The sequence below is a fragment of the Saccharomonospora xinjiangensis XJ-54 genome, from assembly GCF_000258175.1.
Taxonomy (GTDB): Bacteria; Actinomycetota; Actinomycetes; order Mycobacteriales; family Pseudonocardiaceae; genus Saccharomonospora; species Saccharomonospora xinjiangensis.
In genome coordinates this window covers 3,850,893-3,876,306 of sequence record NZ_JH636049.1, presented here as the reverse complement: position 1 = coordinate 3,876,306, position 25,414 = coordinate 3,850,893, and the positions used below count along the sequence as shown (strand labels likewise).

Here is a 25,414-nt window from a genome sequence, read left to right as displayed (position 1 = left end):
ATTCAATCATCCGGACCCGGCCCTCGAACGGTCCGGCCTTCAACGACAGTGGCCCCGGTCCACAACGGGACCGGGGCCACTGTTCACAGCCGTTCAGGCTCTACTCACGCACCGCCGGACAGCTTCTCGCGAAGGGCCGCGAGCTGCTCGTCGCTGGCGAGCGTGCCGCCCGAGCGCTCCTGGTCGGACTGCGAGGAGTTGTAGCTGGTCTCCCCGCCGCCGACGGCCTCCTCGGCGACAGCGGCGGCGTTCGCCTGCGCTGCCTCAGCCACCTGGCGCATGTGCTTCTCGTAGCGAGCGTGAGCCTCGGCGTACTGCCGCTCCCACTCCTCACGCTGCTTCTCGTAGCCTTCCTGCCACTCCTGGGTGTCGGGATCGAAACCCTCGGGGTAGATGTAGTTGCCCTGCTCGTCGTACTCGGCCGCCATGCCGTACTGCGTGGGGTCGAACTCGGTGTCCGGCGTGAAGCCCTCGTTGGCCTGCTTCAGCGACAGCGAGATCCGACGACGCTCCAGGTCGATGTCGATGACCTTGACCATGACCTCGCCGCCGACCTGCACGACCTGCTCGGGGATCTCGACGTGGCGCTCGGCCAGCTCCGAGATGTGCACCAGGCCCTCGATGCCCTCCTCGACGCGGACGAACGCGCCGAACGGGACGAGCTTGGTGACCTTGCCCGGCACGATCTGGCCAATGGCGTGGGTACGGGCGAACTGGCGCCACGGGTCTTCCTGGGTAGCCTTCAGCGACAGGGACACGCGCTCGCGGTCCATATCGACGTCGAGCACCTCGACGGTGACCTCCTGGCCGACCTCCACGACCTCGCTCGGGTGGTCGATGTGCTTCCAGGACAGCTCCGAGACGTGGACGAGGCCGTCAACGCCGCCGAGGTCCACGAACGCACCGAAGTTGACAATGGAGGACACGACGCCCTTGCGGACCTGGCCCTTGGCGAGAGCGTTGAGGAACTCGCTGCGAACCTCGGACTGGGTCTGCTCCAGGTAGGCGCGGCGGGACAGCACCACGTTGTTGCGGTTCTTGTCCAGCTCGATGATCTTGGCTTCGAGCTCGCGACCGACGTAGGGCTGAAGGTCGCGCACGCGGCGCATCTCGACGAGCGAGGCGGGCAGGAAGCCGCGCAGGCCGATGTCGAGGATCAGGCCGCCCTTGACGACCTCGATGACCGTGCCGCGGACCGGCTCGTCCTTCTCCTTGAGCTCCTCGATGGTGCCCCAGGCGCGCTCGTACTGGGCGCGCTTCTTGGAGAGGATCAGACGGCCTTCCTTGTCCTCCTTCTGCAGGACAAGGGCCTCCACCGCATCACCGACGGCGACAACCTCGGCCGGGTCAACATCGTGCTTGATGGAGAGTTCGCGGGACGGGATGACACCCTCGGTCTTGTAACCGATGTCGAGCAGCACTTCGTCGCGATCGACCTTGACGATGGTGCCTTCCACGATGTCGCCATCGTTGAAGTATTTGATTGTCTTGTCGATAGCAGCGAGGAAGTCTTCCTCCGTCCCGATGTCGTTAACGGCGACCTGCTTCGCCTGGGCGTTCGGGGCGGTGGTGGTGTCGATGGTCATTAGGTGGGTTGCTCCGGTTAGCGGCTTGGTCTCGTGGGATGTGCAGTTTGCGTGCGCGGGCGGGAACGGCGATGACAGTCCCAGCGTTCGGGCAGAACGGCCGCGACATCACCGAATGGTGCGCGAACCCGAGATCCCAGCACGTACTCACTGGGCCGAAGGCAGCGCGAACCCACTGCGCTGAGTGTCATCCTACGCGGAGCCGGCGTGCGGGCACAATGAGGGGTCCGGCGGCCGTCCGCACGCATCCCGCCGACAATGGTGGCGTGGCAGACCCGAACTCCGCAGATCGCCATGCGAGTGCCGTGGCGCGGCTCGGCACCAGCGGAATCGCTTATCGCGACGTCACTCACCCCGAGGCCGTCTCGGCCAGCCTCGCCTGGTGGGACGCGGACGCCGACGCATACCACGACACGCATGGCGAGTTCCTCGGTGACGCGGACTTCGTCTGGTGTCCCGAGGGACTGACGGAGGAGCAGGCGCACCTGCTCGGAGACGTCGCGAACACCGATGTGCTGGAGGTCGGGTGCGGATCGGCGCCGTGCTCTCGCTGGCTCACCAGCCGGGGGGCGCGAGTGGTCGGGTTCGATCTCTCGGCCGGGATGCTCCAGCACGCCGTGAGCGGCAACCGGCGAACGGGTCTTCGACCCGCACTCGTGCAGGCCGACGCCCAGCACCTTCCGTTCGCGGATGCCGGCTTCGACATCGCCTGTTCCGCCTTCGGTGCGATCCCGTTCGTACCCGACGTCCTCGCCGTGTTCCGCGAGATCGCGCGCGTGCTCCGGCCGGGTGGGCGGTGGGTCTTCTCGACCACGCACCCGCTGCGCTGGATCTTCCCCGACGATCCCGGCCCCAACGGCCTCACCGTCACCCAGCCCTACTTCGACCGAACTCCGTACGTCGAGGTGAACGGCGCAGGGCGGGCCACCTACGTCGAGTACCACCGCACCGTCGGCGACTACGTTCGCGCGCTCGGCGCGGCCGGGTTCCGGCTCGACGACCTCGTCGAACCGGAGTGGCCTCCGGGACACACGCGGGTGTGGGGGCAGTGGAGTCCCCTTCGCGGCAAGTTCTTCCCAGGCACCGCGATCTTCAGCTGTGTGAAGCAGCCGTGACGTTCACCCGGATCGACCCGTTGCTGCCCGACGTACTCGATCCGGGTGAAGGCGAACGCCTCCATGCCCGCACGCCGGAAGGGCGCGAGGTGACGGCGGTGGTGTATCGGGCGCGCCACGACGGCTGGTCGGCTCTGTGGCATCCGCGCGTGGTGTGGGAACTGACCCCGGTGTCCCCCGGCATCGACGCGGCCGGAATGGCCGCGCTGCTCGCCGCGCTGCGTCACCTGCTCCGGCTGCAGCGCCTCGGACCCGACTCCGCGTGCAGTGTGACGTGGCCCAGCCGTGACCTCGACGCCGCGGGAGCGCTGGCCGCGCACGGTTACACACCGTATTCGGTGCTCGCCGTGCGAGACGCGGCCCGCGAGGCTGGCGCCGTAGGCCCGCCGGGTATCCCGCATCGCGCTTCCGACATTGAGGTCAGGCCCGTCGAGGGCGGCGTCGATGCTGGTGGTGCCGGCGGTGCAGTTGATGCCGTCGTGACCGACCTCGTCGCACTGTGGCTGGCCGAGCGGCGGTATGCCGTGGCAGTCGGCGCGGCGGTAGCGCGGGACGACGCCCCCGCGCTGGTGGAGCGGGAACTTCGCAGGGCGATGTCGGCGGGTGACCCGATGTGGATGGCCGAGGCCGAGGGTGTGCTCGCCGGGCTCGCACTGTGCCGGTGGCCGTCGGCAGGTACTCGGTTGCCGTCCGGCACGTGGGCGCAACTGCACACCGTGTCCGTCGCTGCCGGAGCACGCGGCCGAGGGATCGGCCGCGCCCTCGTCTCCGCCGCACACGAGCGGTTGCTCGCTCAGGGAGCGCGCGGCACCTACGTGTTCTACAGTCCGCACAACGCACTGTCCTCGGTGTTCTGGCACCGCCTCGGTTACCGTCCACTCTGGACCACCTGGGAAGTGCGGCCTGCGACGGGAGCACGCTGAGCACCACCGACGGGGCACTTCCATGACCGACTCGACCGACCTGGTGGCCGATCAGGTCCAGCGACTCACCTCGATCGACCCGCTGCTGCCTCCGATCTCGGACCCGGGTTCCGGACACACGCTCGTCGCCGCGATCGCCGGCGGCGCGCGAGTCACTGGAGTGCTCGACATCCGTCTCGATCGAGGTCACGAGGTGCAGGAACTGCGGCCGTACGTGGGCAGGTATGGCGGAGTGGGCATGGACGCCGTGCTCCGTGCCCTGCGAGCCAGGTTCGACAGGACGCCGCCCGACCCGGAATCGATGTGCCTGATCGTGTGGCCGAGCCGGGACGCCGACTGCACAGGACCGCTGCTGGCACATGGCCTCCTGCCCGTTCTCGCGCTCGGCGTGCGAACCAAGCCCGCAGAACTGCCGCGAACACCACGCGCCGAGGTGCGGGAGGGCAACCCTGACGACGCCTCGGCCGTTCTGCGCCTCGCTCGCCAGGAATCCGAGTACTCGGCTCTCTTCTCCGTGTCCGCACCCCACCCGAGCGCCTCGGCGGACGAGGCGCTCGCCGAGGAGCTGCGCATTCCAGGCCGGGTATGGGTGGCACGGCAAGGGCTGCACACCGAGGAAATCACGGGCATGGTGCAGGTCGCCGAGCTACGGGCGGGCTCCTGGGAAAGAAGCTGCCTGCTCCCCGCGGGAAGGTGGGGACAGATCCTGCGCGTCGCGGTACGCCCCGACGAGCGCGGACGCGGAGTCGGGCGCGCTCTCGCCGACGCCGCCCACGGCGTTCTCAATCGCGCCGAGCTCACCCGCAGTGTGGTGTGGTACAGCCCGCTCAATCCGCTCGCCTCGGTGTTCTGGCATCGGCAGGGCTACCGGCCGCTGTGGAATGTCTGGCAGTGCCGTCCCGCCGATGTCGTGCGCTGAGGCGACCGTCCGGATTTCGTGTGAGCACGGCGCGCGCTGGCTCGCCGACTTAACCCGCAGCGGGAGAGACCCGGCGGGGCACCCGCCCGGCGACACCGTGTACCCGGGGTCGCGGCACCGAAGGATGCGGGCGAGGGTGACCGATCTCGTGCCTCGCCGACGGGGCACCCGCGAGAGCCCGCTCCACGGCGTCGCGCACGCCCGCGACGATCTCCGCCTGCCCCAGTGGCCGGGCGTCGTCGAACGCTGACACATCGCCGAGGAAGACGTACTGCGTCGGGCGGCCGGACTGCTCCGGAACCACAGCGGCCTCGGCCATCGGACGCACCTCCACCGAGGGAGCGGCAGGCGACATCAGCGGCTCCACCGCCTCCAGCACCCGTCCTCGATAGGTCTCGTGCAACCAGCTGACGAGCAGGTCAACCGGCCGGCCCTCCATGGCCTCGGCCACCCGGCGAGCCAGTTCGGCAGGCTGCTCCCAGCGTGCTTCCACCCATATCGCGCGCCCCGGATCGACGCCGCCCTGTGCCCTCAGCGGCGAGTACCGGCGGCACGGAAGCACGACATGCCAGCCGTCGGCGACCAAAGTCCGGGCAACGCCACGCAACATGCCGGCACCGGCGAGAATCAACGCTGTGGAAGCCATGCCCGAGATCTACCCGAACGGGCGGTTTTCAACCCGACGAGCCCTGTGACCTCGTTCGCAGCCAACCGAGATGCCTCGATCAGGCTGCCGTCAGTGCGCGGCGTCGTTCCACGAACGCCCGAAACCCACGGACACCTCCAACGGCACCGACAGTGCGTACGCCGACCCCATCTCGCGACGAACGAGGTTCTCCACCTCCCGATGCTCACCCTCGCCGATCTCCAGCACCAGTTCGTCGTGCACCTGGAGCAGCACGCGGCTACGCAGATCCGCCTCGGTCAGCGCGCGATGAACGCCGAGCATGGCGACCTTGATGATGTCGGCCGCGCTGCCCTGGATGGGCGCGTTGAGGGCCATCCGCTCGGCCATCTCGCGCCGCTGCCGGTTGTCGCTCGTGAGGTCGGGCAGGTAACGGCGCCGACCGAAGATCGTCTGCGTGTAGCCGTCCTTGGCCGCTCGATCAACGACGCTGTGCAGGTAGTCACGCACGCCACCGAACCGCAGGAAGTACTCGTCCATGAGGCTCCGCGCCTCCTCGGTGGAGATGCGGAGCTGCTGGGAAAGGCCGTACGCGGACAACCCGTACGCCAGGCCGTAGTTCATCGCCTTGATCTTGGCGCGCTGCTCGCTCGTGACCTCGGTGGGCTCGACGCCGAACACCCGCGCCGCCGTCGAGGCGTGGAAGTCGAAGCCGGACTGGAACGACTCGATGAGTGCCTCGTCGTTGGACAGGTGCGCCATGATGCGCATCTCGATCTGGCTGTAGTCGGCGGTCATGAGTTCGGAATAACCTTCGCCGACCACGAACGCCTCCCGGATGCGCCGTCCCTCCTCCGTGCGCACCGGGATGTTCTGGAGATTCGGGTCCACAGAGGACAGCCGCCCTGTCGCGGCGATCGTCTGGTGCAGCGTCGTGTGGATGCGCCCGTCGTCGGCGATCGACTTGATCAGCCCTTCCACGGTGGTCCGCAGCCGCGTGGCGTCGCGATGCTCCAGCAGGTACTGCAGGAACGGATGCTCCGTCTTCTCGAAGAGGGTTTGCAGCGCGTCGGCGTCCGTGGTGTAACCCGTCTTGGTGCGCTTGGTCTTCGGCATTCCCAGCTCGTCGAACAACACCACCTGGAGCTGTTTCGGCGAGCCGAGGTTGATCTGCTTGCCGATCACCTCGTAGGCCTGCTCCGTCGCCTGCTTCACGCGGCTCGCGTAGTGCGCTTCGAGCGTCGTCAGCGCATCGGCGTCCACGGCGATGCCTGCCGCCTCCAGCTCCGTGATCACTGTCAGCAGCGGCAATTCGATGTCGGCGAGCAGCGCGGTGCCGCCCGTGGCTTTCAGTTCCTCGGACAGCGCCGCCGACAGTTCGAGGATCGCCCTCGCCCATACCAGTTCGTCGTGCACGACTTGGTCGTCCGAGGCGGTGTCGAGCAGCGAGAGCTGCCCGCCGTCCTTCGTGCTCTCCGAACGCAGCTCCCTGCGCAGGTACCGCAGAACCAGGTCGTCGAGGCCGAAGGAGCGTTGCCCCGGCCGCACGAGGTACGCGGCCAGCTCAGTGTCCATCACCAGCCCCGCGAGCCGCCAGCCCCGTGCGCGGAGCGCGTGCAGCGGGGTCTTCAGCGAGTGCCCCACCTTGTGGACGCGCTCGTCGGCCAGCCAGTCCGCGAGTGCGCGCTCGTCGTCCTCACCGAGAGCGGTCACATCGAGATACGCGCCGTCACCGTCGGGTGCGGCCAGGCTGATCGACCGCACGTCGGAGGTCACCGACGCGCCCGTCGTGGTGAACGCCAACCCAACCGTGGTGCCCTCGGGAGCATGCCGAGACAGCCAGTCACCCACCGTGCCGGGCTGCAACGCGGAGCCCGCCACCTCGAACCCGGATTCGGCTTCCGGCTCCGCGCTCGACAGCGACGCGAACAGCCGGTCGCGCAGCACGCGGAACTCCAGCTCGTCGAAGAGATGGTGGACGGCGTCGCGATCCCACGCCCGCACCTCGAGGTCGGCTGGCTCCTCCTCCAGCGGCACGTCACGCACGAGTTCGGTGAGCTGCCGGTTGAGCATCACCGAGTCCAGGTGTGCCCTCAGTGCGTCGCCCACCTTGCCCTTGACCTCATCGACCCTGTCGATCAGCTCACCCAGCGAGCCGAACTGCCGCACCCATTTCGCCGCCGTCTTCTCGCCGACGCCGGGAATGCCGGGCAGGTTGTCCGAAGGGTCACCACGCAGCGCGGCGAAATCCGGGTACTGCACCGGCGAGAGGCCGTACTTCTCCTGGACCCCTGCCGGGTCGAAGCGCACGAGGTCGGAGACTCCCTTCCTCGGGTACAGCACCGTGACCGAGTCGTTGACCAGTTGCAGGGCGTCGCGGTCGCCCGTACAGATCAGCACCTCGTAGTCCTCGCCCGCCTTGGCGGTGAGGGTGGCGATCAGATCGTCCGCCTCGTAGCCCTCCTTCGCGAGCACCGGGATGGCCAGTGCCGCGAGGATCTCCTTGATCAGCTCGACCTGACCCTTGAAGTCCTCGGGGGTTGTCAGCCGGTTCGCCTTGTAGTCGGCGAACGTCTCCGATCGGAACGTCTTGCGTGACACGTCGAAGGCCACGGCCACGTGCGTCGGCGACTCGTCGCGCAGCAGATTGATCAGCATGGACGTGAACCCGAACACCGCGTTGGTGACCTGACCCGTTGACGTGCGGAAGCGGTCGGCGGGTACCGCGAAAAAGGCCCGGTAGGCCATGGAGTGCCCGTCGATCAGCAGCAGCCGGGGTGTGTCGTACGCAACGGAGGTGTTCTGGTTGGGGCTCACGCCCGTGAGTCTAGGGTGAGGGTCCGACAGCCTCGTGGTGCGTCGGCCGCTGGACAACACCCGCAGGACTCAAGGGAGACACGCGGTGACCGAGAACCCGCCCGAACAGCAGGTACGCGCCCTACTGGCCGGTATCTCCCCCGAGATCGCCGAGCAGCAACTGAACGACAAACTCGGGATCACCTTCGTTGACCTCACACCCCAGCGGGTCAGCGCCACCATGCCCGTCAAGGGCAATCTTCAGCCCTTCGGGCTACTGCACGGCGGGGCCAACGCCGTGCTGGCCGAGGCTCTCGGATCGACGATCGCGGCGCTGAACGCGGGCCCGCAGCGCGTGGCCATGGGCCTGGAGCTGTCCTGCACCCACCACCGCGCGGCGCTGTCCGGGTCGGTGACAGGTGTGGCGACGCCCCTGCACGTAGGTCGCTCGACGATCACCTCGGAGATCGTCGTCACCGACGAGTCCGGGAAGCGAACCTGCACCGCCCGCCTCACCTGCGTCGTGCGCGACCGCACACCCGGGTCCTGAACAGTCCCAGGCGCGCAGTCGCACCACGTCGTCTCTCGAGCGCCGATGGGTCGTTGGAACGAACGGAGCCGTTGGTGCTGTCCCTCGAAGTGGTGAAACGGCATCAGGTTTCGCGCCTCTCCGCGTTGGAGAACACGCAGCTCGAGCGGGTGTCCACCACGGAATGCGCACGGCGGTGACTCGGTCCTGTTCGCGGATCGACTTTCCTCACGCTCCCCTTTCCGTATCCACGGGTGGCTAGCCTTGCCGCCATGACCTCTCACCCCCACCTTCGCGCTCCGAACCTGGACGACGCCGCCGACAGCGATAACGGCGATAACGGCGATAACGGCGACTACGGCGAGTTGCTGGGAACGACAAGGCTTTCACCACTGCGTCTGCCGCCCGAAGCCGAGCTGGCCGCCATGGCACGGCGGAGTCCGCTGCTGGCCGCAGTGCGGGCGCTGGCGCTGTGGATCGGCGACGGCCGTCCTGTGGACGACGAGACAGGTGCGCTCAGCGAGGACGATCTCGCTCTGGCAGCCGAGGAACTGTCGGCTCGCGGGGTTCTGCCGACCGAGATGACCGATGCCACCGATGCCACCAATGCCACCCAGGTCACTCAGGTCACCGCGACCCGTGACGAGGTGTCGCAATGGTGGGAGCTCGCCGACGACCTCGAGTTCATCCACATCGGAGAGACGAAGGCCACCGTCGAGTCCGGTGTGGACGATTGGCCGGACGGTGACGACAACACCGTGTTGGAGGTGTGGAAGCAGGCGTTCGCGTCCGTGTGCGCCTGGAGCCTGAGTCTCGACGCCGAGCTGGCAGGCGAGCCGCATCTCCACCTGCACGGGGCGGGGGCCACTGTGTTACCGCTGTTCGCCGCCCGCGAGAACGGGATCACCATGGCCGAGTTGAGCGCGATGGTGCACGAGGTCGCGGTGATCGACGCGGATGGGGATTGGTCCGACGATGGCTGGCGGAGCTGGGTGGCGTCTCACGGCGATCCCGCTGAAGTGCTGTACGGGCGCCTCGCTCTCCTCGGTGCCGTGCAGATCACCGATGGCGTGGTGCGCTTGACGGAGCCAGGTTTGTTCGTGCTGTGGTCGGAGCTGAAATCCGAGATCGACATCCCGCTGCTGCCGTCCGCCGAGAGCATGAGCGCCTCGGACATGGTGTCGATCGCGCTGCTCGGAACGGACGAGCAGGTCGGCGTGGAGTGGAATCTGTGGTCGGCGACCCGGACAGCGACCGACGCCGCGAAGCAGCTCGCGGCCGCCGCCGAGGAAGGCGGTCCCGGCGAACGAGGAGCGGCGACGGCACTGCTGCACGAACTCGGCACGGACGCAAACCAGGTGTGGGAGGGGCTTCTCGACGTCCCGAGTCTTCGCCCTTACGCCAAGCAGGCGCTCCGCGAAGCGGGGAACACGTCGGCGCGGTGTGAGCTGACCGACCACGACATAGCGTGGTTGACGGCGGACATGTTCTGCGACGTCGATGTCGAGCACCCACCGGATCGGATCGGTGACCTCCTGGCGTCCACGGTCGGCGAGGGCGATGAGGGTCTGTTCGAGGTGTTGTGGAGGCTGAACCATCCCGGTGCTGGTGCCGCGCTGCGGGTCTTCGGCGAGTACCACCCGGACAGGAAGGTGGCGAAGGCGGCAAGACGGGCCGCGTTCAAGTTGGAAAGCGTTCGCTGAGCGGAACCGGTGGGTGCGTCTCGGCACCGTTCACCGGTTCCGTCCCGAGCTCACTTGCCGATGTTGTCGATGACCGCCTCGGCGACGGCCTTCATGGTGGTGCGGCGGTCCATGGCGGTGCGCTGGATCCAGCGGAAGGCGTCGGGCTCGCTCAGGTTCTGATGGGTCATCAGAAGTCCCTTGGCGCGGTCGATGAGCTTGCGTGTCTCCAGCCGGTCGGTGAGGCCCGCGACCTCGGCCTCCAGCGCCTGGAGTTCGGAGAAGCGGCTCACGGCGAGCTCGATGGCCGGTACGAGGTCGCGCTTGGCGAAGGGCTTGACGAGGTATGCCATCGTGCCTGCCTCGCGAGCACGCTCGACGAGATCCCGCTGGCTGAATGCGGTGAGGATGACCACCGGGGCGATACGGTCACCGGTGATCTTCGCTGCGGCCTCGATCCCGTCGAGTTTCGGCATCTTGACGTCGAGGATGACGAGGTCGGGCCTCAACTCGCCGGCGAGTTTGACGGCCTCTTCCCCGTCGCCCGCCTCGCCGACCACTTCGTAACCTTCTTCGCGAAGCATTTCGACGAGGTCGAGACGGATCAGCGCCTCGTCCTCTGCAACGAGGACACGCCGCTGTGGAGCGGCAGCGGCATCGCTGGCCTCGGTAGCCGCTTCGGTCACCGGGCTCCTCCTGGAACGATCGACGGGTCTGGGATCAAGCCGTGGCGCAAGCGCCACATCGAGGTTACCGCTATCGCCGACCGAGCCGGGATGGCGTTCACCACGTGCAGTGATCATCACGTCCCTCCGTGACGGCAACAGAACGAGCATGTTGCGACGGCGATAACCCCCGCCGCCACCCGATGCGGCGACGGGGAGTAAACTCCGGACCACGCCCCCGTAGCCCAATCGGCAGAGGCAGCGGACTCAAAATCCGTCCAGTGTGCGTTCGAGTCGCACCGGGGGCACCGTCCGTCACGGCACGAAACGGCCCCTCACCAGGCACGACGCGGTGAGGGGCCGATCTCGTGTTGTCCGGCTACAACCCGTCGTCACCAGCTGGCTGCGGTCTATTCGCGATCTCGGACAGCCATGGATGCGAAAACCTACGACTGTTGACGACGCTTGTCGTCCGGTCCGTGCACAATGCAGCCCACCGCTCCACTGGTCCGCTTGTCGCCGCCACCAATCCCGCGCCCGTCACTGCTACTACCAGCGCCAGGCAGCCCTCCGACCAGGGCATCGGATAGTTTGCGGACACGGCGGAGAGAGCACACGCAGATGCCAGAGCGGCTTTGGAATGACTGGCCCGCCAGGTCCGTAACGAGCTGTCAGCGGCTGGCATACCAGTAGTGGCGCCTGACTTGGTACGCGAATTGATGGCGGGGGCCGAGGTGGTCGTCGAATCGGAGGCCGACAACGGTGCTGTGTTCGTGAGCTGGAATGTTAACCCTCGGCTGCGCTGGAAGGCGTTGGACGCGCTGCGGCACCGCCGTCTGAATGACCCGGCGTTGCAGCATCAGGGCGCAGTCTTGGCCGCGATGGCCATGGCCACGATGACGATCCTGACGGCCACTGGCTTCACCGCGCGGGACGCGGAGAACGACATGAGCCCGTTCGGCGTGCAGATCCTCGACGGCCCCGGCTCAAACACAAAGCCAGCATGGGCCATGTCAGCAGATCTGACTCTCCCCGGCTGGCCGTCTACCACCAACCCTGAGCAACATCCGGTCGGCTCGCTGATCCGAAAGATCACGGCCTACGGCTGAGTACCACCGTCGCGGCATGGCGACATCCGCGACGAATGTCCCCTTCCGCGAGCACCTGGTGCTCTCCCGCGAGGGCAACCAGGCCCGAGATCCCCCAGGCCGTCGCCCGCCACATTGAACCGGCTGCGTAAACGCATCGAAAACAGTTGGCATGGGCGATTCGACGTGGGGGCGGGCGACGACCGCCCGTACCGCTGAGGAAGGCATACGAGACACGGGGACCGTGCGGGTCCTCGCCGACCCGGCCGGGCGGCGCCTGATCTGGGCGATCCCGGCCGGGTCGGCTGAGTTCCGTCAGCGACACCAGTCCTCGATCACGGACTCCACGTTGCGACCACGTCGAACGACCTCAGTGGCACCCGGCGTGACAGCCACGTTCACGCACCGGTTCGATCCGGGATCGCCTCCGCCGCCGTCGGCTTGCGGCCTGGGATCAGCGAGCCTGCGACGACCGCTCCGATGATCGCCGCGATCGCGGTGACGGTGAACGCCGTGACGTAGCCGCTGTCGGCCTGGGTGGCGAGGCTCGCTGCCGCGATGCTGGAGACCACAGCCGCGCCGACGGACGCGCCGAACTCGTGGAAGGTTGACACGATCCCCGAAGCGATCCCCGCCTCGTGTGGTTGGACCTGCCCCAGCGCGGTCGCGGACGCGACCACGAACAGGGTTCCGATTCCCGCCGATCCGACGCTGATGCCCACGACCACGCCGACCGTGCTCGGCCAGAAAGCCGGGATCACCAGCCCCGCCGCCGCGACGACAAGGCCGACGATCGCCAAACCGCGCCCTCCCGACGTTCCGATGATCCTGCCGCCGAGCTGCGCACCGATCATGGTCGCGATCGCGACAGGCAGGAACAGCAGCCCTGTGACGAGCGGGCCGAGCCCGGAGTGGTTTTGCAGATAGAAGGAGCCGAGGAAGAACACCGCCACCATCAACGCGGTGCCGATCGCGATCACGAACGTTCCCGCCACCACAGGCCGCCGGGACAGCAACCTCAGATCCATCAGTGGTGCCGTCGCGACCCGCTGGCGCCAACCGAAGAGCAGGTAGAGCAGGAGACCTGCCGCGAAGGTGAGCAACGTCCGGGGCGCCACCCAGCCGACCTCGCCCGCGCCGATCATGGCGTAGATGACCGATCCAGTCGCCGCGGTCACGAGCAGCGCGCCGAAGACGTCGACGCTGCGCCGCTGCCCCGTCTGTACAGGAGGCAGCGACGGAAGCAGACGGATGAGACCGGCGAACACGATCACACCGATCGGCACGTTGACGTAGAACACCCAGGGCCAGCCCGGCCCCGCCGCGAGCAGGCCGCCCACGAGCACGCCGACCGCGGCGCCACCACCACCGAGGGCCGACCAGATTCCGAGAGCCTTGTTGCGCTCGTCGCCCTCGAACAGGCGCACCACGACGGACAGGGCAGCCGGAGACAGCATCGCCGCACCCAGTCCCTGCCCGACCCTGCCGGTCAACACCATCACACCGTCCTGGGCGGCACCTGTCACCAGCGACGCGATCGTGAACACGGCCAGACCGGCCAGCACCGTCGTTCTCGGTCCGATCAGGTCGGCGATCCGCCCGCCCAGCAGCATCAAGCCACCGAACGTGAGCGTGTAGGCGCTGACCACCCACGTCACCGTCTGCCGGTCCAGGCCGAGGTCGGCACCCATCAACGGCAGCGAGATCGCCACCACGGTCACATCCAGGATCAACATGAACTGCGCGATCCCGAGCAGCGCCAACGTTCGCCAGCGCTGAGGGTAGCTACCCATGACTCCTCCTCAACCCAAACTCATACAAGCCTGTACGAGTTATGAAGCGGGTAGGGTAACTCAAACATTCCCGTACGAGTTGTGAGGTGAGTGATGGCAGCCACGAAGGCAGGTAAGCCCACCCGAGGTGAGGCCGGCTCGCCTGCGCACCGGGCCGCCAACCTCCGCGCTGACGCCCAACGCAACCGGGCAGCGATCCTGAGGGCGGCCGCGGACACTCTGCGGAAAAACCCAGACGCGTCGATGGCCCAGATCGCCTCCGAGGCCGGGGTGGGCAGGATGACACTCTACGGCCATTTCCGAACGCGACCCGAGTTGATCGAGGCCGCGCTCATCGACAGCCTCGATCGCGGGGAAGCCGTCCTCGCCGACGTCGATCTCGGCGGTGACGCGCGAGAGGCGTTCAGCCGCTTGATCGCATCGAGCTGGCTGCTTGTTGGCGAGGCAGGCGCCTTGCTCGCCGCCGCGCAGAAAGAACTCGCCCCGGCACGCATCCGCGAACTCCATCGGAAGGCGGAAGCGCGGGTGCGCGATCTTCTGGAACGCGGGCAGCGGGAGGGCGCGTTCCGCACCGACCTTCCTGTGAGCTGGCTTCTCGCCACGACCCATGTGGTGATGCACGGGGCCGCCGACGAGATCGCCACAGGTCGCCTGACCCCCGAGGAGGCTCCACGGTTCATCGACGCGACGCTGCAAGCCGCCTTCGCGAGGTCAGCCTAGGGACACTCGGACTGGAGACCGAATCTTTGTGCCACCTCCGCCGTCGCGCACGACGTCCCTTCATCTCCCGCGTGTGAAGGATGCGGCCGAGCCCGGCAACCAGTGCGAGTGCACTCGCGTTACAGCCCCGGGCATCGCGAGTCCGACCAAGGCGGCACAGCGCGATGCCGGGGGGCGAGGTCGCATGTGGAGGAACACCCCGCGTGTCGCTTCGACCGCTCCCCCGTGCGTTCTGGTGACATGTCCTGCGACAACGTCTCAACTTCTGTGTCGGCGGACGATTCCAACCTCAGAAAACCGGTTCGAATTCCGCCTTCTCACCGTCCTCGAAGACCGACCCGAAGGGCCCTTCCGCAATGTCCTCCGCGCTGATGTGGGCATGAATCAGGGAACTCAGGGAAAGTCCAGTGTTCCACCATTCGGCACTGCGAGTTCTGCTGACGACCACCGTCCACTCGTCCGGGTCGTCCGAGTCCGCAAGCCAGTATCCGGTATCGCCGTTGTCCGTGAGAAGGCACGGGAAAAGCTTGTGCTCTTCAACGTAGTCGGGGACATCGTCGGCCGAATAGATCTCCAGCAGACGCCTCAACTCCCCGGCCGCGTACTCCTCCGCCCTCAGAAGGTTCCCGTAGTCGGATCCCACAGGATGTAAGATCACGAAGAAGTCGGAGAACTTACCCGGCGGAACGAGGTCACAGATCTTCCTGTAATCACTCGGCAAGGCATGCCCGATACGGTTTTCGATCGTCTCCCATGAAATGCTCCAGAAGACCGGGGCGTACGGGCCGGTGAACTCGACGATGTCCCGAACGTTCCGCTCACAAAGAGGCATCTTTTTCGAACCTTCAAGCCGTTCTACTTCGTCAATACTCGTGGGAAATGGCCACAACGAGTCGCTACAGGCTACCGCTGAACCGACCTTCGCCACCCGCACCTCGCGTTGCGATCTCCGGCCGACCCCATGACAACGCGGCTGTCGTCATCACGTCGGCCCGCCACGCGTCGTGCCCACCGGCAGGGCAAACACCGCGTGCCGGTCCACGCCCACGCGACTCGATCAATCGAACCCGGCCCGAAACAGCGGTCTCGACGGCAGAAACAAGGCGCATTGTGCGGCCATTCGGGCTATTTCGCCGATTGTGTCTTTCCTGCTCGCGGCGACTCATTACCCTTCCGACGCGAGGCGCAGGCGCAATTTGGGGGTGGCATGGACGAGAACATCCTCGATCCGGACGGTGCTCGCGAGCGGCTGGCCGCGTGGAAGGGCCGCATCGACAAGCTCGCCGCCGACACCCAGACGATGAGCGCCCGGCTGCAGGAGGTCCGGGTCACCGTGGCCGACCCTGGCGGGCTCGTCGAGGTCACCATCGACTCGACCGGCGCCCTTGTCGATCTCACGCTGACCAATCGCATGGAGAGCACCAAGCCGGACGTGGTCTCGCGAACGATCATGGAGACACTCGCCGAGGCGAGGAATCAGTTGGCCGACCGGTCGCAGGAGATCATCGCCGAGACGGTGGGCACCGAGTCACCCGCTGCGCGGGCGATCGCGGAATCCGTCGGGAAACACCTGCGCAGTGGGCCGGCCGAGAACGCAGCGACCGACTCGGGTCCCGACGGCGACGACGACTACGAGAGCCGTTCCTTCCTGAAGAAGGGGTGACCATGGGCAACGGCTACGTCGTCAACGCCGAGCAACTCCGCGCGCACGCGAGCAAGGTGGAGCAGATTCGGGCTCGCTTCGACGCGGTGAAGGGCGCCAGCGCGCACATCCAGCAGAACGACCAGGCTTACGGGCTGCTCTGCGGGTGGATCGCGGGAATCCTCGAAGGCCGTCACGCCCGGCAGGACGAGCTGATCGACTTCGTCGCGGAGAACCTCTCGCTCGCGGCGGAATCGTTGCGCGCCGCCGCGGACCTCTACGAAAGCCGCGACAGGGAACACGCGGACCTGATCCAGTCGGCCGGTGAACTGCCATGAGCAACGATTCGCTGGTCGCTCCTGTGGAGTCGTCCCACAAGGCGTGGACCGGCTCTGGACTTGCCGAGGGAGTCGAAGGGCTGGTCACCGCGATCCAGAACGAGGACTGGGTTTCCGGCGCGCTGGCCGGGGTGGGACTGGGCCTCGAAGTCGCCGCCAGTGTGCTCGATCCGTTCAGCGCGTTGCTGTCCAACGGGATCGGCTGGGCCATGGAGTATTTCGAGCCGCTGCGGGAGATCCTCGACGAACTGACCGGCATCCCTGACGTGGTCATGTCCCATGCCGCGACCTGGAACAACATGGCCGAACAACTCGGCACCATGGCAGAAGACCTCACGTCGAGCATCGAAGGCGATCTGCCCGGGTGGCAGGGCGGGGCGGCCGACGCGTACCAGGCGATGATGGCCAACAACGTGGAGGCCGTCGGTGGTCTTTCGGCGATCTCGGCGGCGATGGCATCGGCCACCGAGGGCGCAGGCGGTTTGGTGCAGATGACCCGCGAGATCGTCCGCGACCTGATAGCGGACCTGGTGGCGCGGGTGGTCGTATGGGCGGTCGAAGCGATCTTCGTGGTGACGATCCCGGTGATCGCAGCCCAGATCGTGGCGGCGGTGGTCAAGTGGGCAGGTCGCATCTTCACCTACGTCACGAGTCTGATCGACAGCCTGACGAACCTCAGCAAGTTGCTGAACGGATGAGGGGGTTCCGTGGCGAAACCCAAGAGGCCTGGCGGCACCCACACCGACGGCGGCTCGCCGAGCAAACCCTCGCAGAAGGTCGGCGGGATCGACGCGAGCTCCAGCGTCGCCAAAGCTCAGGACGCCACGTACGAAGCAGCGAAAGGAGGCCGCCCGGGCTCCAACGGTCAGAGCTCCGCGACCCCGTCCAGCACCACCACGACCCCGTCGCCGGACACCCCACCGTTGGCGGACCCACCTCGGCCGCACGGCCAGGACGACGGCACAGAGCCGGACAGCGGGCAGAAGGCTGACGGCAACGACGGTTGCGACGGCAGGGGCGGCGACCCTGTCGATGTGGTGTCCGGCCAGATGATCACCGACGCCGTTGACGTGACCCTGCCCGGTGTCCTGCCGTTGGTCCTGCGCAGGGCCTACGCCTCCGGGTACGCGGACGGCGCGTTGTTCGGGCCTGGCTGGTCGTCAACGCTCGACCAGCGTCTCGAATTCACCAGGGACGGCATCCGGTATCTGGGAGACGATGCGCAGACGTTGGTGTATCCCCATCCCGACGGCGAGCCGGTACTGCCTTCCTTCGGCGCACGCTGGCCGCTGAGTAAGAACGACGACGTCTACAGCATCGAAGACCCGCAGTCCGGCCTCGTGCGTCACTTCGCACCCGACGAGACGGCGGCCGACCGGTGGTCGCTCACCACGCTGACCGACCGCAACGGCAACCGGATCACCTTCACTCGTGACGAGGTCCGCCACGACGGCGGTTACCTCGTGGCCGTTGACAGGGTTTCGACTCCGGCTGGCCAGCGCATCGGAGCGTTACGGCTGCTCGACGGCTCCGCCGAAGGTATCCAGCTTGTTCGGTACGACTACGACGAGCAAGGTCGGCTGGTCGCCATCACCGACTCGACGGGGGTCCCGTACCGCTACGAGTACGACACCGCTGGCCGAATCAACGCGTGGACGGACCGCAACGGCTACCGGTATTTCTACGACTACGACGAGGACGGCCGTGTGGTCCGCGCCGCAGGAGAAGACGGCGCGTTGGCGTCGATCTTCGACTACGACGCCAGGAACCGCGTCACCGCCGTCATCAACGCGCTGGGCCACACGACCACGTACCACTACGACCGGTTCGGTCATCTGACCGAAGTGGTCGATCCACTTGGGAACACGGTCGCCATGGAGTACGACCGCTACCACCGGTTGCTGGCGCACACCGATGGGACGGGCAACACGATCCGGTACACACTCGACGACAACGGTGACCCGATCACTATCGACCAGCCGGACGGATCGAGCCTGACGATCGAGTACGAGAACCGCCGTCCGGTCCGCATGGTGGCCGCGGACGGCGGGATCTGGCTGCGCGACTACGACGAACGCGGAAACCTTCTCGCCGTCACCGACCCGATGGGTGGCGTAATCCGTTACAGCTATGACTCGCGCGGGCATCGCATCGCGCGCATCGACCCACTCGGTCGCGTTGAGCGGTACACGACCGATCCCGCAGGGCTGGTCATCAGTGCCACGTCCGCAGGCGGTGAGACGGTCCGGTTCACACGGGACGCCTCTGGCCGGATCACGGCGATCTCCGATCCGCACCGAGGAGTGACCCGCCAGGGCTGGACCGTGGAGGGGAAGCAGCTGTGGCGAGTGTCCGCGGACGGCGCCCGCGAGGAGTGGCGTTACGACGCCTCAGGCAATCTGGTCGAATACCGCAACCCGGTCGGATACACGACTTCGTTCACTTACGGATCGTTCGGGCTGCCGACGTCACGCACCGAACCCGATGGCGCGAGATACGAGTTCACCCACGACCACGAGTTACGACTGACGACCGTGACCAACCCGCTCGGTCTCCGATGGCGATACGAATTCGACGCGGCGGGACGCCTGGTAGCAGAGATCGACTTTAACGACAGGACCCTCCGGTACGACTACGACGCGGCGGACCGGCTCATTGCGCGTACCAACGGTGCGGGTCAGACCGTGGAGTATTCGCGAGATGTCGTCGGGCGGGTCGTTCGCACGATGTCCGACGACGGCCGGACCACGACCTTCGCTTACGACGCCGCGGGACGCGTCATGCGTGCCGCCACCCAGGACAGCGTGCTGGAGTACGCGTACGACGCGGTGGGGCGGATTGTCGCGGAAACCGTCGATGGCCGGACAGTCGCACACACCTACGACCTCGCGGGCCAACGAGTCCGCCGCGTGACGCCGTCGGGTGCGGTGTCGATGTGGACCTATGACGCGCGTGGGCTTCCGGAGTCGCTCACCACCATGGGCGGCGTCCTGTCGTTTCACCACGATGCCGCAGGCCGAGAGGTGGGCCGTACGTTCGGGCACGGCAGTCTGACCCAGGCCTGGGACCCTGTCAACCAACTGGTCGGTCAGACGATCTGGGGCCAGGATCGGCGCGGTCCGCGGCGACTCCAGACTCGCGGCTACTCCTACCATCCCGACGGCCGCGTGTCGAAGGTCGCCGACCAACTCGGTGGGACCCGCCTTTTCGACCTCGACCCAGCAGGCCGAGTCACCGGGGTGCGTGCGGCGACGTGGAGAGAGACGTACACCTACGACCTGTCCGGGAACGTTGCGGGCGCTAGCTACCCGGCTTCGGACGATGCCGCGCAGGGCGCCCGCCGAACGCAGGGGACGCTCGTGAAGCAGGCCGGCAGGCTGCACTACGAGTACGACGCACAGGGCCGGGTGGTGCGGACTCTGCGTCACACCTTGTCGGGGCGGCGGAGGGAATGGCGATACACGTGGGACGCGGACGACCACCTCGTGGGTGTGGTCACTCCGGACGGGACGTCATGGCGGTACCGCTACGACGCGGTCGGCCGACGAATCGGCAAAACCAGGCTCGCACCGGACGGCAGTGTCGCCGAGGAAGTCGAATTCAGCTGGGACGGCGCCGCGCTGGCCGAGCAACGGATCGGCACCGGCAGCGACCAGCAGGCGGTGACATGGGACTACGAGCCCGGCACCTACCGCGCGGCCTGCCAACTCCATCGGACATGGCGCTCGGGTGCGCTGAGCCAGGAAGAGATCGACCGCACGTTCTACGCGATCGTCACCGATGTCGTGGGGACGCCGAGCGAACTGGTCACGCTCGACGGTCGGATCGCATGGCGACGGGTCACCACACTGTGGGGGAACGGGTTCGCGACGGGTGATCCCGGAGTGAACTGCCCGCTGCGCTTCCCCGGCCACTACCAGGACACCGAGACCGGTCTGCACTACAACTTGATGCGGTACTACGACGTGGAGACCGCCGCGTACCTGTCTCCGGATCCGTTGGGGCTGCGGCCGGCGGCGAACCCACACCGGTACGTGGACAACCCGCTTCTGTGGATCGACCCGCTGGGCCTGTCCGCATTCACGCCACTGCAACTGGGGACCTCGAAGTTTTGGACTCCGGTCGAATACAAGGGACAGCGCGTGTACCAGCGCGATGACCTGATCGACCCCGCCTACGTATCGCCTGAGGACAACTACGGCAGGACGAACCTGAAACGGATGACCCAGGGACTCGCCCCCATGGGACCGGACGACAAGCCGCTCAACATCCACCACATGCTGCAAACCCAGGACGGCCCGCTCGCCGAGTTGACTCAGTCGATGCACCTGGCTCAGGGTGACTACGCGGGCAGCGGCTCATACAATACGTTGCACTGGAAAGCTGGTACGAATATCCCGAGCGGCATCGATCGGGATGAGTTCGCCGAATGGAAGAAAGAGTACTGGAAAGACCGAGCCAAGGGATTCGGATGGTGTCCTAAGAAATGAGTGGCGTCGATTCGGTCAGGGAACTGATCGAACTGATCGAGAACAACCCGGACGAATGCAACTTCACCGGCGGACTGAGCGAGGAGGATATCGCACGCGCCGAAGCCGAGCTTTCGACGACGTTCCCGCCGTCATACCGGCTTTTCATCGCCGAGTTGGGAAGCTGCGAGGCCGGCGGCGTGGAGATCATGGGTGTCCACCGCACTCCGAAAGGCGGTGAACGGCTGCGCGGCACGGTGTCGGAGACACTCGAGGCTCGCGAGGACGAGCGTTTCCCGTCGGACCTGCTCGTCATCGAGTACGACGGCATGGGCGGCATCATCTCGCTGGACAGCTCGCAGCGGAACGAAGACGGCGAGTATCCGGTGGTCGCCTGGGATCCGGGTTCCGAGGCCCGTGGAGGTCCCGAACGACTCGGCGAGGACTTCGGAACCTACGCACTGCACCGCTGCCGGGTGGGTCTGCGCTGAGGGGCGAGAAACGGGGAGGGACAGTGCGAGCATACCGATGTCTCGTTCTCTTCTCCGCGGCGGAAGGCGGCAATGCCGGAGGTGTCGCCACGATCGATCTTGCTCCGGACAGGCTCCATGCCGTTGAGCGTCTCGACCGTGACGCAAATGTCCGCAAGGCGCTGGTCCGGATTTTTCCCTCGCCACAGGAGGGGTTTCCACAGTCTCCACGAATTCGCGGGACCTGATTCCAGATGCCGGACTTACTGCTTCCCCGGGGGTTCCCTGTGACGCCGCTCTTCGCCGCCCCGTGGCTGCTGGAGCGCGGCGGACACAGCATCGTGGCTGTATCGGCGTGGTGGTGCGGGCAGCCTGCGAGGCCGTGACCTCGCAGGCTGCCATCGCTCCAGCGTCGGCTCGATCGGACTACTCGGTGACCTCGAACGTGAGGGCCTCGGTGTAGGCCCGGCCGTGGACGTCGGTCGCCGTGATCTCGGCGGTGTGCTCACCGACGGCGAGGTCGGTGGGCAACTCAAGGCGCCACAGGTGCATGGAACGGTCGGCAAGGCCGCCGCCATGGACGAACTGCTCCTGGATCGCGACCGGGTCCGACCATTCCGCCCCGGCGAGCGGAGTCTCGCCCCGCATCTGCTGGGTGCGGACGGCCTCGACGGGTTCGCCGCCGTCGATCTGGACCTCGACGGTCGAGCCGGTGGAGCCCATCCAGAAGTTCGCGGTCAGCCAAGTCGTGCCGGTGAGATCGTTGTTCGACACGGCACGCGGATTCGCCAACGGAGGGGCTGTGCCACGGCGCTTGCCGACGTTCTCCGCATACCAAGCACGGTAGCGCGGAGAGTTCAGGCCGACTGCCATCTGGTGGGACTCGGCCTCACCGCGGACGGTGTAGCGTTCCGTGATCTTCGTGTTCTTGATGTCGAGCGTCAGGACGCCGGGAGGGGTGCCGTCGCGCTGGACGGCGGTGGGGTAACCCGCGTCAAGGACACGGCCCGCGTACCAGTGTCCCGACACCGCACCGACCGTGAGATGGGTGAACGGCAGTCCCTCGTCGCCGACGATGTCCTTCCACCCGGCCATGAGGTCGCCCTCGCGCAGGTTCTCGGACATGTGGGTGTGTCCGTCGATCGACACGACCTCGCGGCCCTCGAGGATCTCGTAGACCTCCTTGACCTGCTTCACCCGGTGAGAATTGCTGTAGTAGAACTCCAGCAGCGGCATGTGCGCGGCGAGGACGATCGGCTTGTTCTTGGGAACCCGCGCGATGTCCTTGCGCAGCCATTCCATCTGCTGTGCGTCGATGCCGTTGGTGTAGCTGCTCTTCTTGGGCGGCACCACCGTCGGATATTCGACGGTGTTCAGGGCGACGACGTGCGCCTTGCCGACGTCGTACGAGTAGTACGCCGGGCCGAGCTTCGCGCGGAACGTGTCGAAGTTGTGCTCGCTGGCCGGAGCGTCGAAGTCCAGGTCGTGATTGCCCGGCAGGAAACGAGCCGGGCCGTTGAGCATGCCGGTCAGTGCGCGCGTCCGCGGGTAGAGCGAAAGATCGTCGCCAACCACGTCGCCGATGAAGAGGGCGCCGCAGCCCGCGTAGTCGTCGCGTTCGGCGAGGTCGGCGAAAACGCCTGCGCGGGCGTATCCGACCTCTTTCTCGTTGTAGGTCTGGACGTCCGCGCCGATGACGCAGTGCTGTTCCGGCGACTGGGTGAGCGCGCTCTTGGCCAGCGGGAAGTTCACCTCGTCCGGCAGCGGGCCGGTCGGGGCGATGCCGCCGTACTTCAGTTCAGGAGAGCCCTCGGGCAGGTGGTGGTAGAAGAACTGGGCGACGTTGTCCTGATCGACAGGCACCTGGTAGCCGCGCGGCTGGGTGACGAAGACAGTCATGTTGTCGTAGGCCGGGAGTTCGTACCGGCCGTGGCTGTCGGTGGTGGTGACGTCGCGTCCGTTGGACACGGTCACCCCCGCAAGGCCCTGCTCGTTGCGGTTCTGGACGGAGTCTTTGTTCTTGTCAACGAAGACGGTGCCGTCGAGGATCTCCTGGTTCTCGTCTGGCCCCTCGACCACGTCAACGCCACCGCGATAGGCGGCGTCGGCCCAGGTGGCGCCTGCCGGAGCGCCGCCAGGAATAGCTGGGTCGGCGCTCGCTGCGGGCACCAGCAACGCTCCTGAGGCGGCGAGCGCGACAGCGGTGGCGGTGAGGCGGGCGGTGCGGGCACGGAGAGGTCTCGGCGGTCCGGCGTTCACAGTCATATGGCTCCCGTCGATGTCCGGCCGGCTCTCGGCCGGCCAGGCGAGACGGTCTCAGCCACTGGTGAACACTGATCAGCCGATGATCAAACCGCGCATGGAGCGCGCCCGACGATTCGTCCGGGATCAGCATCCGGCTTCTCGTTGCGACAAAGCTGCCGCGGAGCGTGCGCACATCATGAGCGGGAGGCACTTCAGTCTGGTGTAGACAGATCCTCTTGAGTCGCCGAGAAGGTCGGGCTCGTACACGGCCTGCGACGAGCGGCTCTCGATCAGGGGCGACGGCGCTCGTATCGCCGGTGGCAGTTTTCGGCCCGCCTCCACACCCTCGCGTTCGCCGACAGGCTCATCGGTGTCATGCAGAGCGCAAGATTCTCAGGGCGGTCCGCGTTGTGGGCGACGACCACGGTCGTCGGTTACGTGCTGGGAGCCTTGAAGACGATGGGACAAACGATGTGGGCGTCGCGACCGTAGACGCGCCGGTGGTCGGTTCGCCGGTCACCCCACGCGATTGATCGGCGGGCATTGCCAGCGCGCGTCGATGGCGTCCTGGTGCGGGAGATACATGCGCAAGGCCACGAACCAGGTGCCCTGAGTGGGTGTCGGCAGCCAGTTGCCTTCCCTGTCGGGGCCAGGCGAGTCGGGCCGCAGGTGGATGATCAGGCTGCCGTCCGGTTCTGTGACCAGGTCGCGGGCTCTGTCCCCGATGGAGTAGCGGTCGATCGGGTTGGCGATCAGGTTCCGGTTCTCGTCGTACGCCGTGAGCGACCAGAACGCGTCAACGGGAGGCAGTTTCCCCGCCTCGAAACGCATCTCGTAGCTGCCCGTTGACAGGGTTTCGCCCTCCGCGTCCTGGAAGGCCACGAGGTACAGCGCCTCTTCCGGGTCGTTCGCCGCGATACCGAACAGGGCCTGCTCGGCGGCGCGTTTCACGAAGTCGTCCCCGAAATGCCCCATCTGCGGCGGCGGGTAGCGCCAGCCGTTGATGAGTTTGGCCCAGTCGCCACTGAGCAGTTGCTGTTCGAGCATGGGGGCAGGTCGGCGGCCGAGGGCAGCGCGGGCAGGCCCTCGATCGTGGACGCGCGGGGGTTGACGGGGTAGCACGCCCCGGTGAACCCCGAGGCCAGGATGCTGCGCAACACCGCGTTGCCGAGTGATCCCCGCCTCCTTCCGGCCCCCACCACGGCGACCGATCCGGGGCGCAGCAGTGGTCGCAGGCTGGCGACGTCGGCCGTCCTTTCCCGTTCCTCCCAGGGAGCGGGGTAGCCGTCGTGGAGGTCGAGCACGACGTGGTAGGAGTCGCCTGCCGGATTCGCGGTGAGAGGCATGCCAATGTCCCTGAACACCCGCAGCATCGCCGTGTTCTCGGCCAGTACCTCGGCGACGAACCGCCGCACGCCCCGCCGCTGGGCGAGGGAGGCCAGGTGTTCGAGCAGCAGGGTGCCGACACCGTGGGCCTGTTGCCTGCGGTCCACCACGAAAGCGACCTCAGCCTCGTCCGACCCGGCGACCGGCTCGTAGTGCGCCACTCCCACGAGATCGTCGCCGAGAAAGGCGGCGAGCGCGGCATGCTCGGCGCCGGGCGAACTCACCAGTCGTCGCAGCAGCGCATCGAGATTCGCAGGGCGCGACGTGAAGAACCGGAAGTAGCGGTCACGCTCCGTGAGCCCGCTGTGCAGGCGCCGGAGCCGGTCGAGGTCGCCTGCCGACAACGGCCGCACCTCGACGATCCGCCCGTCGGCCAGCAGCGCCCTGACTGGCCCGCCGCCGGTGGCAGGAGATGACATATCGG

At 67.0% G+C, this 25,414-nt stretch carries 21 protein-coding genes and 1 tRNA gene; 13 read left to right on the top strand and 9 right to left on the bottom strand.

The features are described from left to right. Window positions 1-104 precede the first annotated feature (104 nt). Complete coding sequence (gene rpsA / locus SACXIDRAFT_RS17560; protein ID WP_006239968.1) at window positions 105-1,586, bottom strand: 30S ribosomal protein S1; 1,482 nt, start codon at window positions 1,584-1,586, stop codon at window positions 105-107. Between the two features lie 218 nt (window positions 1,587-1,804). Between rpsA and SACXIDRAFT_RS17555 the strand changes: the two genes are divergently transcribed. The 3 genes from SACXIDRAFT_RS17555 to SACXIDRAFT_RS17545 are packed head-to-tail and all read left to right on the top strand — an operon-like array spanning window position 1,805 to window position 4,543. After that, window positions 1,805-2,701, top strand: a complete 897-nt coding sequence (locus SACXIDRAFT_RS17555; protein ID WP_006239967.1) for a class I SAM-dependent methyltransferase — start codon at window positions 1,805-1,807, stop codon at window positions 2,699-2,701. Then, on the top strand, window positions 2,698-3,624 hold the full coding sequence (locus SACXIDRAFT_RS17550) for a GNAT family N-acetyltransferase (RefSeq protein WP_006239966.1): 927 nt from the start codon (window positions 2,698-2,700) through the stop codon (window positions 3,622-3,624). The genes SACXIDRAFT_RS17555 and SACXIDRAFT_RS17550 overlap by 4 nt, the downstream gene beginning before the upstream one ends. Before the next feature lie 22 nt (window positions 3,625-3,646). Continuing rightward, entirely contained in the window at window positions 3,647-4,543 is an 897-nt protein-coding gene (locus SACXIDRAFT_RS17545; protein WP_006239965.1) for a GNAT family N-acetyltransferase, read from the top strand. A gap of 49 nt (window positions 4,544-4,592) precedes the next feature. On the opposite strand, the gene SACXIDRAFT_RS17540 is transcribed toward SACXIDRAFT_RS17545, so the two are convergent. Together SACXIDRAFT_RS17540 and polA are read right to left on the bottom strand one after the other, a co-directional pair. Next, window positions 4,593-5,189, bottom strand: a complete 597-nt coding sequence (locus tag SACXIDRAFT_RS17540) for a Rossmann-fold NAD(P)-binding domain-containing protein (RefSeq protein ID WP_006239964.1) — start codon at window positions 5,187-5,189, stop codon at window positions 4,593-4,595. 90 nt (window positions 5,190-5,279) lie between these two features. Continuing rightward, the gene (gene polA, locus SACXIDRAFT_RS17535; RefSeq protein WP_040922253.1) at window positions 5,280-7,985 is read right to left on the bottom strand and encodes a DNA polymerase I; all 2,706 of its coding nucleotides are present in this window, start codon (window positions 7,983-7,985) and stop codon (window positions 5,280-5,282) included. 85 nt (window positions 7,986-8,070) lie between these two features. Here polA and SACXIDRAFT_RS17530 point away from each other — a divergent pair, with 85 nt between their 5' ends. Further along, window positions 8,071-8,514, top strand: a complete 444-nt coding sequence (locus tag SACXIDRAFT_RS17530) for a PaaI family thioesterase (protein WP_006239962.1) — start codon at window positions 8,071-8,073, stop codon at window positions 8,512-8,514. 251 nt (window positions 8,515-8,765) lie between these two features. Continuing rightward, complete coding sequence (locus SACXIDRAFT_RS17525) at window positions 8,766-10,196, top strand: hypothetical protein (RefSeq protein ID WP_006239961.1); 1,431 nt, start codon at window positions 8,766-8,768, stop codon at window positions 10,194-10,196. A gap of 50 nt (window positions 10,197-10,246) precedes the next feature. On the opposite strand, the gene SACXIDRAFT_RS17520 is transcribed toward SACXIDRAFT_RS17525, so the two are convergent. After that, window positions 10,247-10,861 (bottom strand): ANTAR domain-containing response regulator, encoded by a 615-nt coding sequence (locus SACXIDRAFT_RS17520; RefSeq protein WP_006239960.1) that lies wholly within the window; start codon window positions 10,859-10,861, stop codon window positions 10,247-10,249. Window positions 10,862-11,074: 213 nt separating this feature from the next. Between SACXIDRAFT_RS17520 and SACXIDRAFT_RS17515 the strand changes: the two genes are divergently transcribed. Together SACXIDRAFT_RS17515 and SACXIDRAFT_RS17510 are read left to right on the top strand one after the other, a co-directional pair. Further along, window positions 11,075-11,148: transfer RNA gene (locus SACXIDRAFT_RS17515), tRNA-Leu, on the top strand. Between the two features lie 384 nt (window positions 11,149-11,532). Beyond that, window positions 11,533-11,949: a hypothetical protein gene (locus tag SACXIDRAFT_RS17510; RefSeq protein WP_040922252.1), complete on the top strand. Its 417-nt coding sequence runs from the start codon at window positions 11,533-11,535 to the stop codon at window positions 11,947-11,949. Between the two features lie 377 nt (window positions 11,950-12,326). Here SACXIDRAFT_RS17510 and SACXIDRAFT_RS17505 read toward each other — a convergent pair whose 3' ends face one another. Next, window positions 12,327-13,721, bottom strand: a complete 1,395-nt coding sequence (locus SACXIDRAFT_RS17505) for an MFS transporter (RefSeq protein WP_006239959.1) — start codon at window positions 13,719-13,721, stop codon at window positions 12,327-12,329. 93 nt (window positions 13,722-13,814) lie between these two features. Between SACXIDRAFT_RS17505 and SACXIDRAFT_RS17500 the strand changes: the two genes are divergently transcribed. Next, window positions 13,815-14,441: a TetR/AcrR family transcriptional regulator gene (locus SACXIDRAFT_RS17500; RefSeq protein ID WP_006239958.1), complete on the top strand. Its 627-nt coding sequence runs from the start codon at window positions 13,815-13,817 to the stop codon at window positions 14,439-14,441. Between the two features lie 289 nt (window positions 14,442-14,730). On the opposite strand, the gene SACXIDRAFT_RS17495 is transcribed toward SACXIDRAFT_RS17500, so the two are convergent. Next, the gene (locus SACXIDRAFT_RS17495) at window positions 14,731-15,273 is read right to left on the bottom strand and encodes a hypothetical protein (RefSeq protein WP_006239957.1); all 543 of its coding nucleotides are present in this window, start codon (window positions 15,271-15,273) and stop codon (window positions 14,731-14,733) included. Between the two features lie 375 nt (window positions 15,274-15,648). Between SACXIDRAFT_RS17495 and SACXIDRAFT_RS17490 the strand changes: the two genes are divergently transcribed. From SACXIDRAFT_RS17490 to SACXIDRAFT_RS17470, 5 genes are read left to right on the top strand one after another with little or no spacing between them, the layout of a single operon-like run. Further along, a complete protein-coding gene (locus SACXIDRAFT_RS17490) occupies window positions 15,649-16,104 on the top strand; it encodes a YbaB/EbfC family nucleoid-associated protein (protein WP_006239956.1) in 456 nt (151 codons plus the stop codon). Window positions 16,105-16,106: 2 nt separating this feature from the next. After that, window positions 16,107-16,421, top strand: a complete 315-nt coding sequence (locus SACXIDRAFT_RS17485; protein ID WP_006239954.1) for a type VII secretion target — start codon at window positions 16,107-16,109, stop codon at window positions 16,419-16,421. Further along, entirely contained in the window at window positions 16,418-17,119 is a 702-nt protein-coding gene (locus SACXIDRAFT_RS17480) for a WXG100 family type VII secretion target (RefSeq protein ID WP_006239953.1), read from the top strand. The genes SACXIDRAFT_RS17485 and SACXIDRAFT_RS17480 overlap by 4 nt, the downstream gene beginning before the upstream one ends. Before the next feature lie 9 nt (window positions 17,120-17,128). Beyond that, window positions 17,129-20,911 (top strand): DUF6531 domain-containing protein, encoded by a 3,783-nt coding sequence (locus SACXIDRAFT_RS17475; RefSeq protein WP_006239952.1) that lies wholly within the window; start codon window positions 17,129-17,131, stop codon window positions 20,909-20,911. Then, window positions 20,908-21,381 carry an SMI1/KNR4 family protein gene (locus tag SACXIDRAFT_RS17470; RefSeq protein ID WP_006239951.1) on the top strand — a complete coding sequence of 158 codons (474 nt, stop codon included), beginning with the start codon at window positions 20,908-20,910 and terminating at the stop codon, window positions 21,379-21,381. Before SACXIDRAFT_RS17475 ends, SACXIDRAFT_RS17470 begins: the two co-directional genes overlap by 4 nt. A 405-nt stretch (window positions 21,382-21,786) precedes the next feature. Here SACXIDRAFT_RS17470 and SACXIDRAFT_RS17465 read toward each other — a convergent pair whose 3' ends face one another. The 3 genes from SACXIDRAFT_RS17465 to SACXIDRAFT_RS17455 all read right to left on the bottom strand — a co-directional run bounded on the left by SACXIDRAFT_RS17465 (window position 21,787) and on the right by SACXIDRAFT_RS17455 (window position 25,409). Continuing rightward, window positions 21,787-23,625 carry a calcineurin-like phosphoesterase C-terminal domain-containing protein gene (locus SACXIDRAFT_RS17465; RefSeq protein ID WP_006239950.1) on the bottom strand — a complete coding sequence of 613 codons (1,839 nt, stop codon included), beginning with the start codon at window positions 23,623-23,625 and terminating at the stop codon, window positions 21,787-21,789. A 495-nt stretch (window positions 23,626-24,120) separates the two neighbouring features. Beyond that, a complete protein-coding gene (locus tag SACXIDRAFT_RS17460; protein ID WP_050986952.1) occupies window positions 24,121-24,555 on the bottom strand; it encodes a DUF1214 domain-containing protein in 435 nt (144 codons plus the stop codon). Next, a complete protein-coding gene (locus SACXIDRAFT_RS17455) occupies window positions 24,552-25,409 on the bottom strand; it encodes a GNAT family N-acetyltransferase (protein WP_040922250.1) in 858 nt (285 codons plus the stop codon). The genes SACXIDRAFT_RS17460 and SACXIDRAFT_RS17455 overlap by 4 nt, the downstream gene beginning before the upstream one ends. Window positions 25,410-25,414 lie beyond the last annotated feature (5 nt).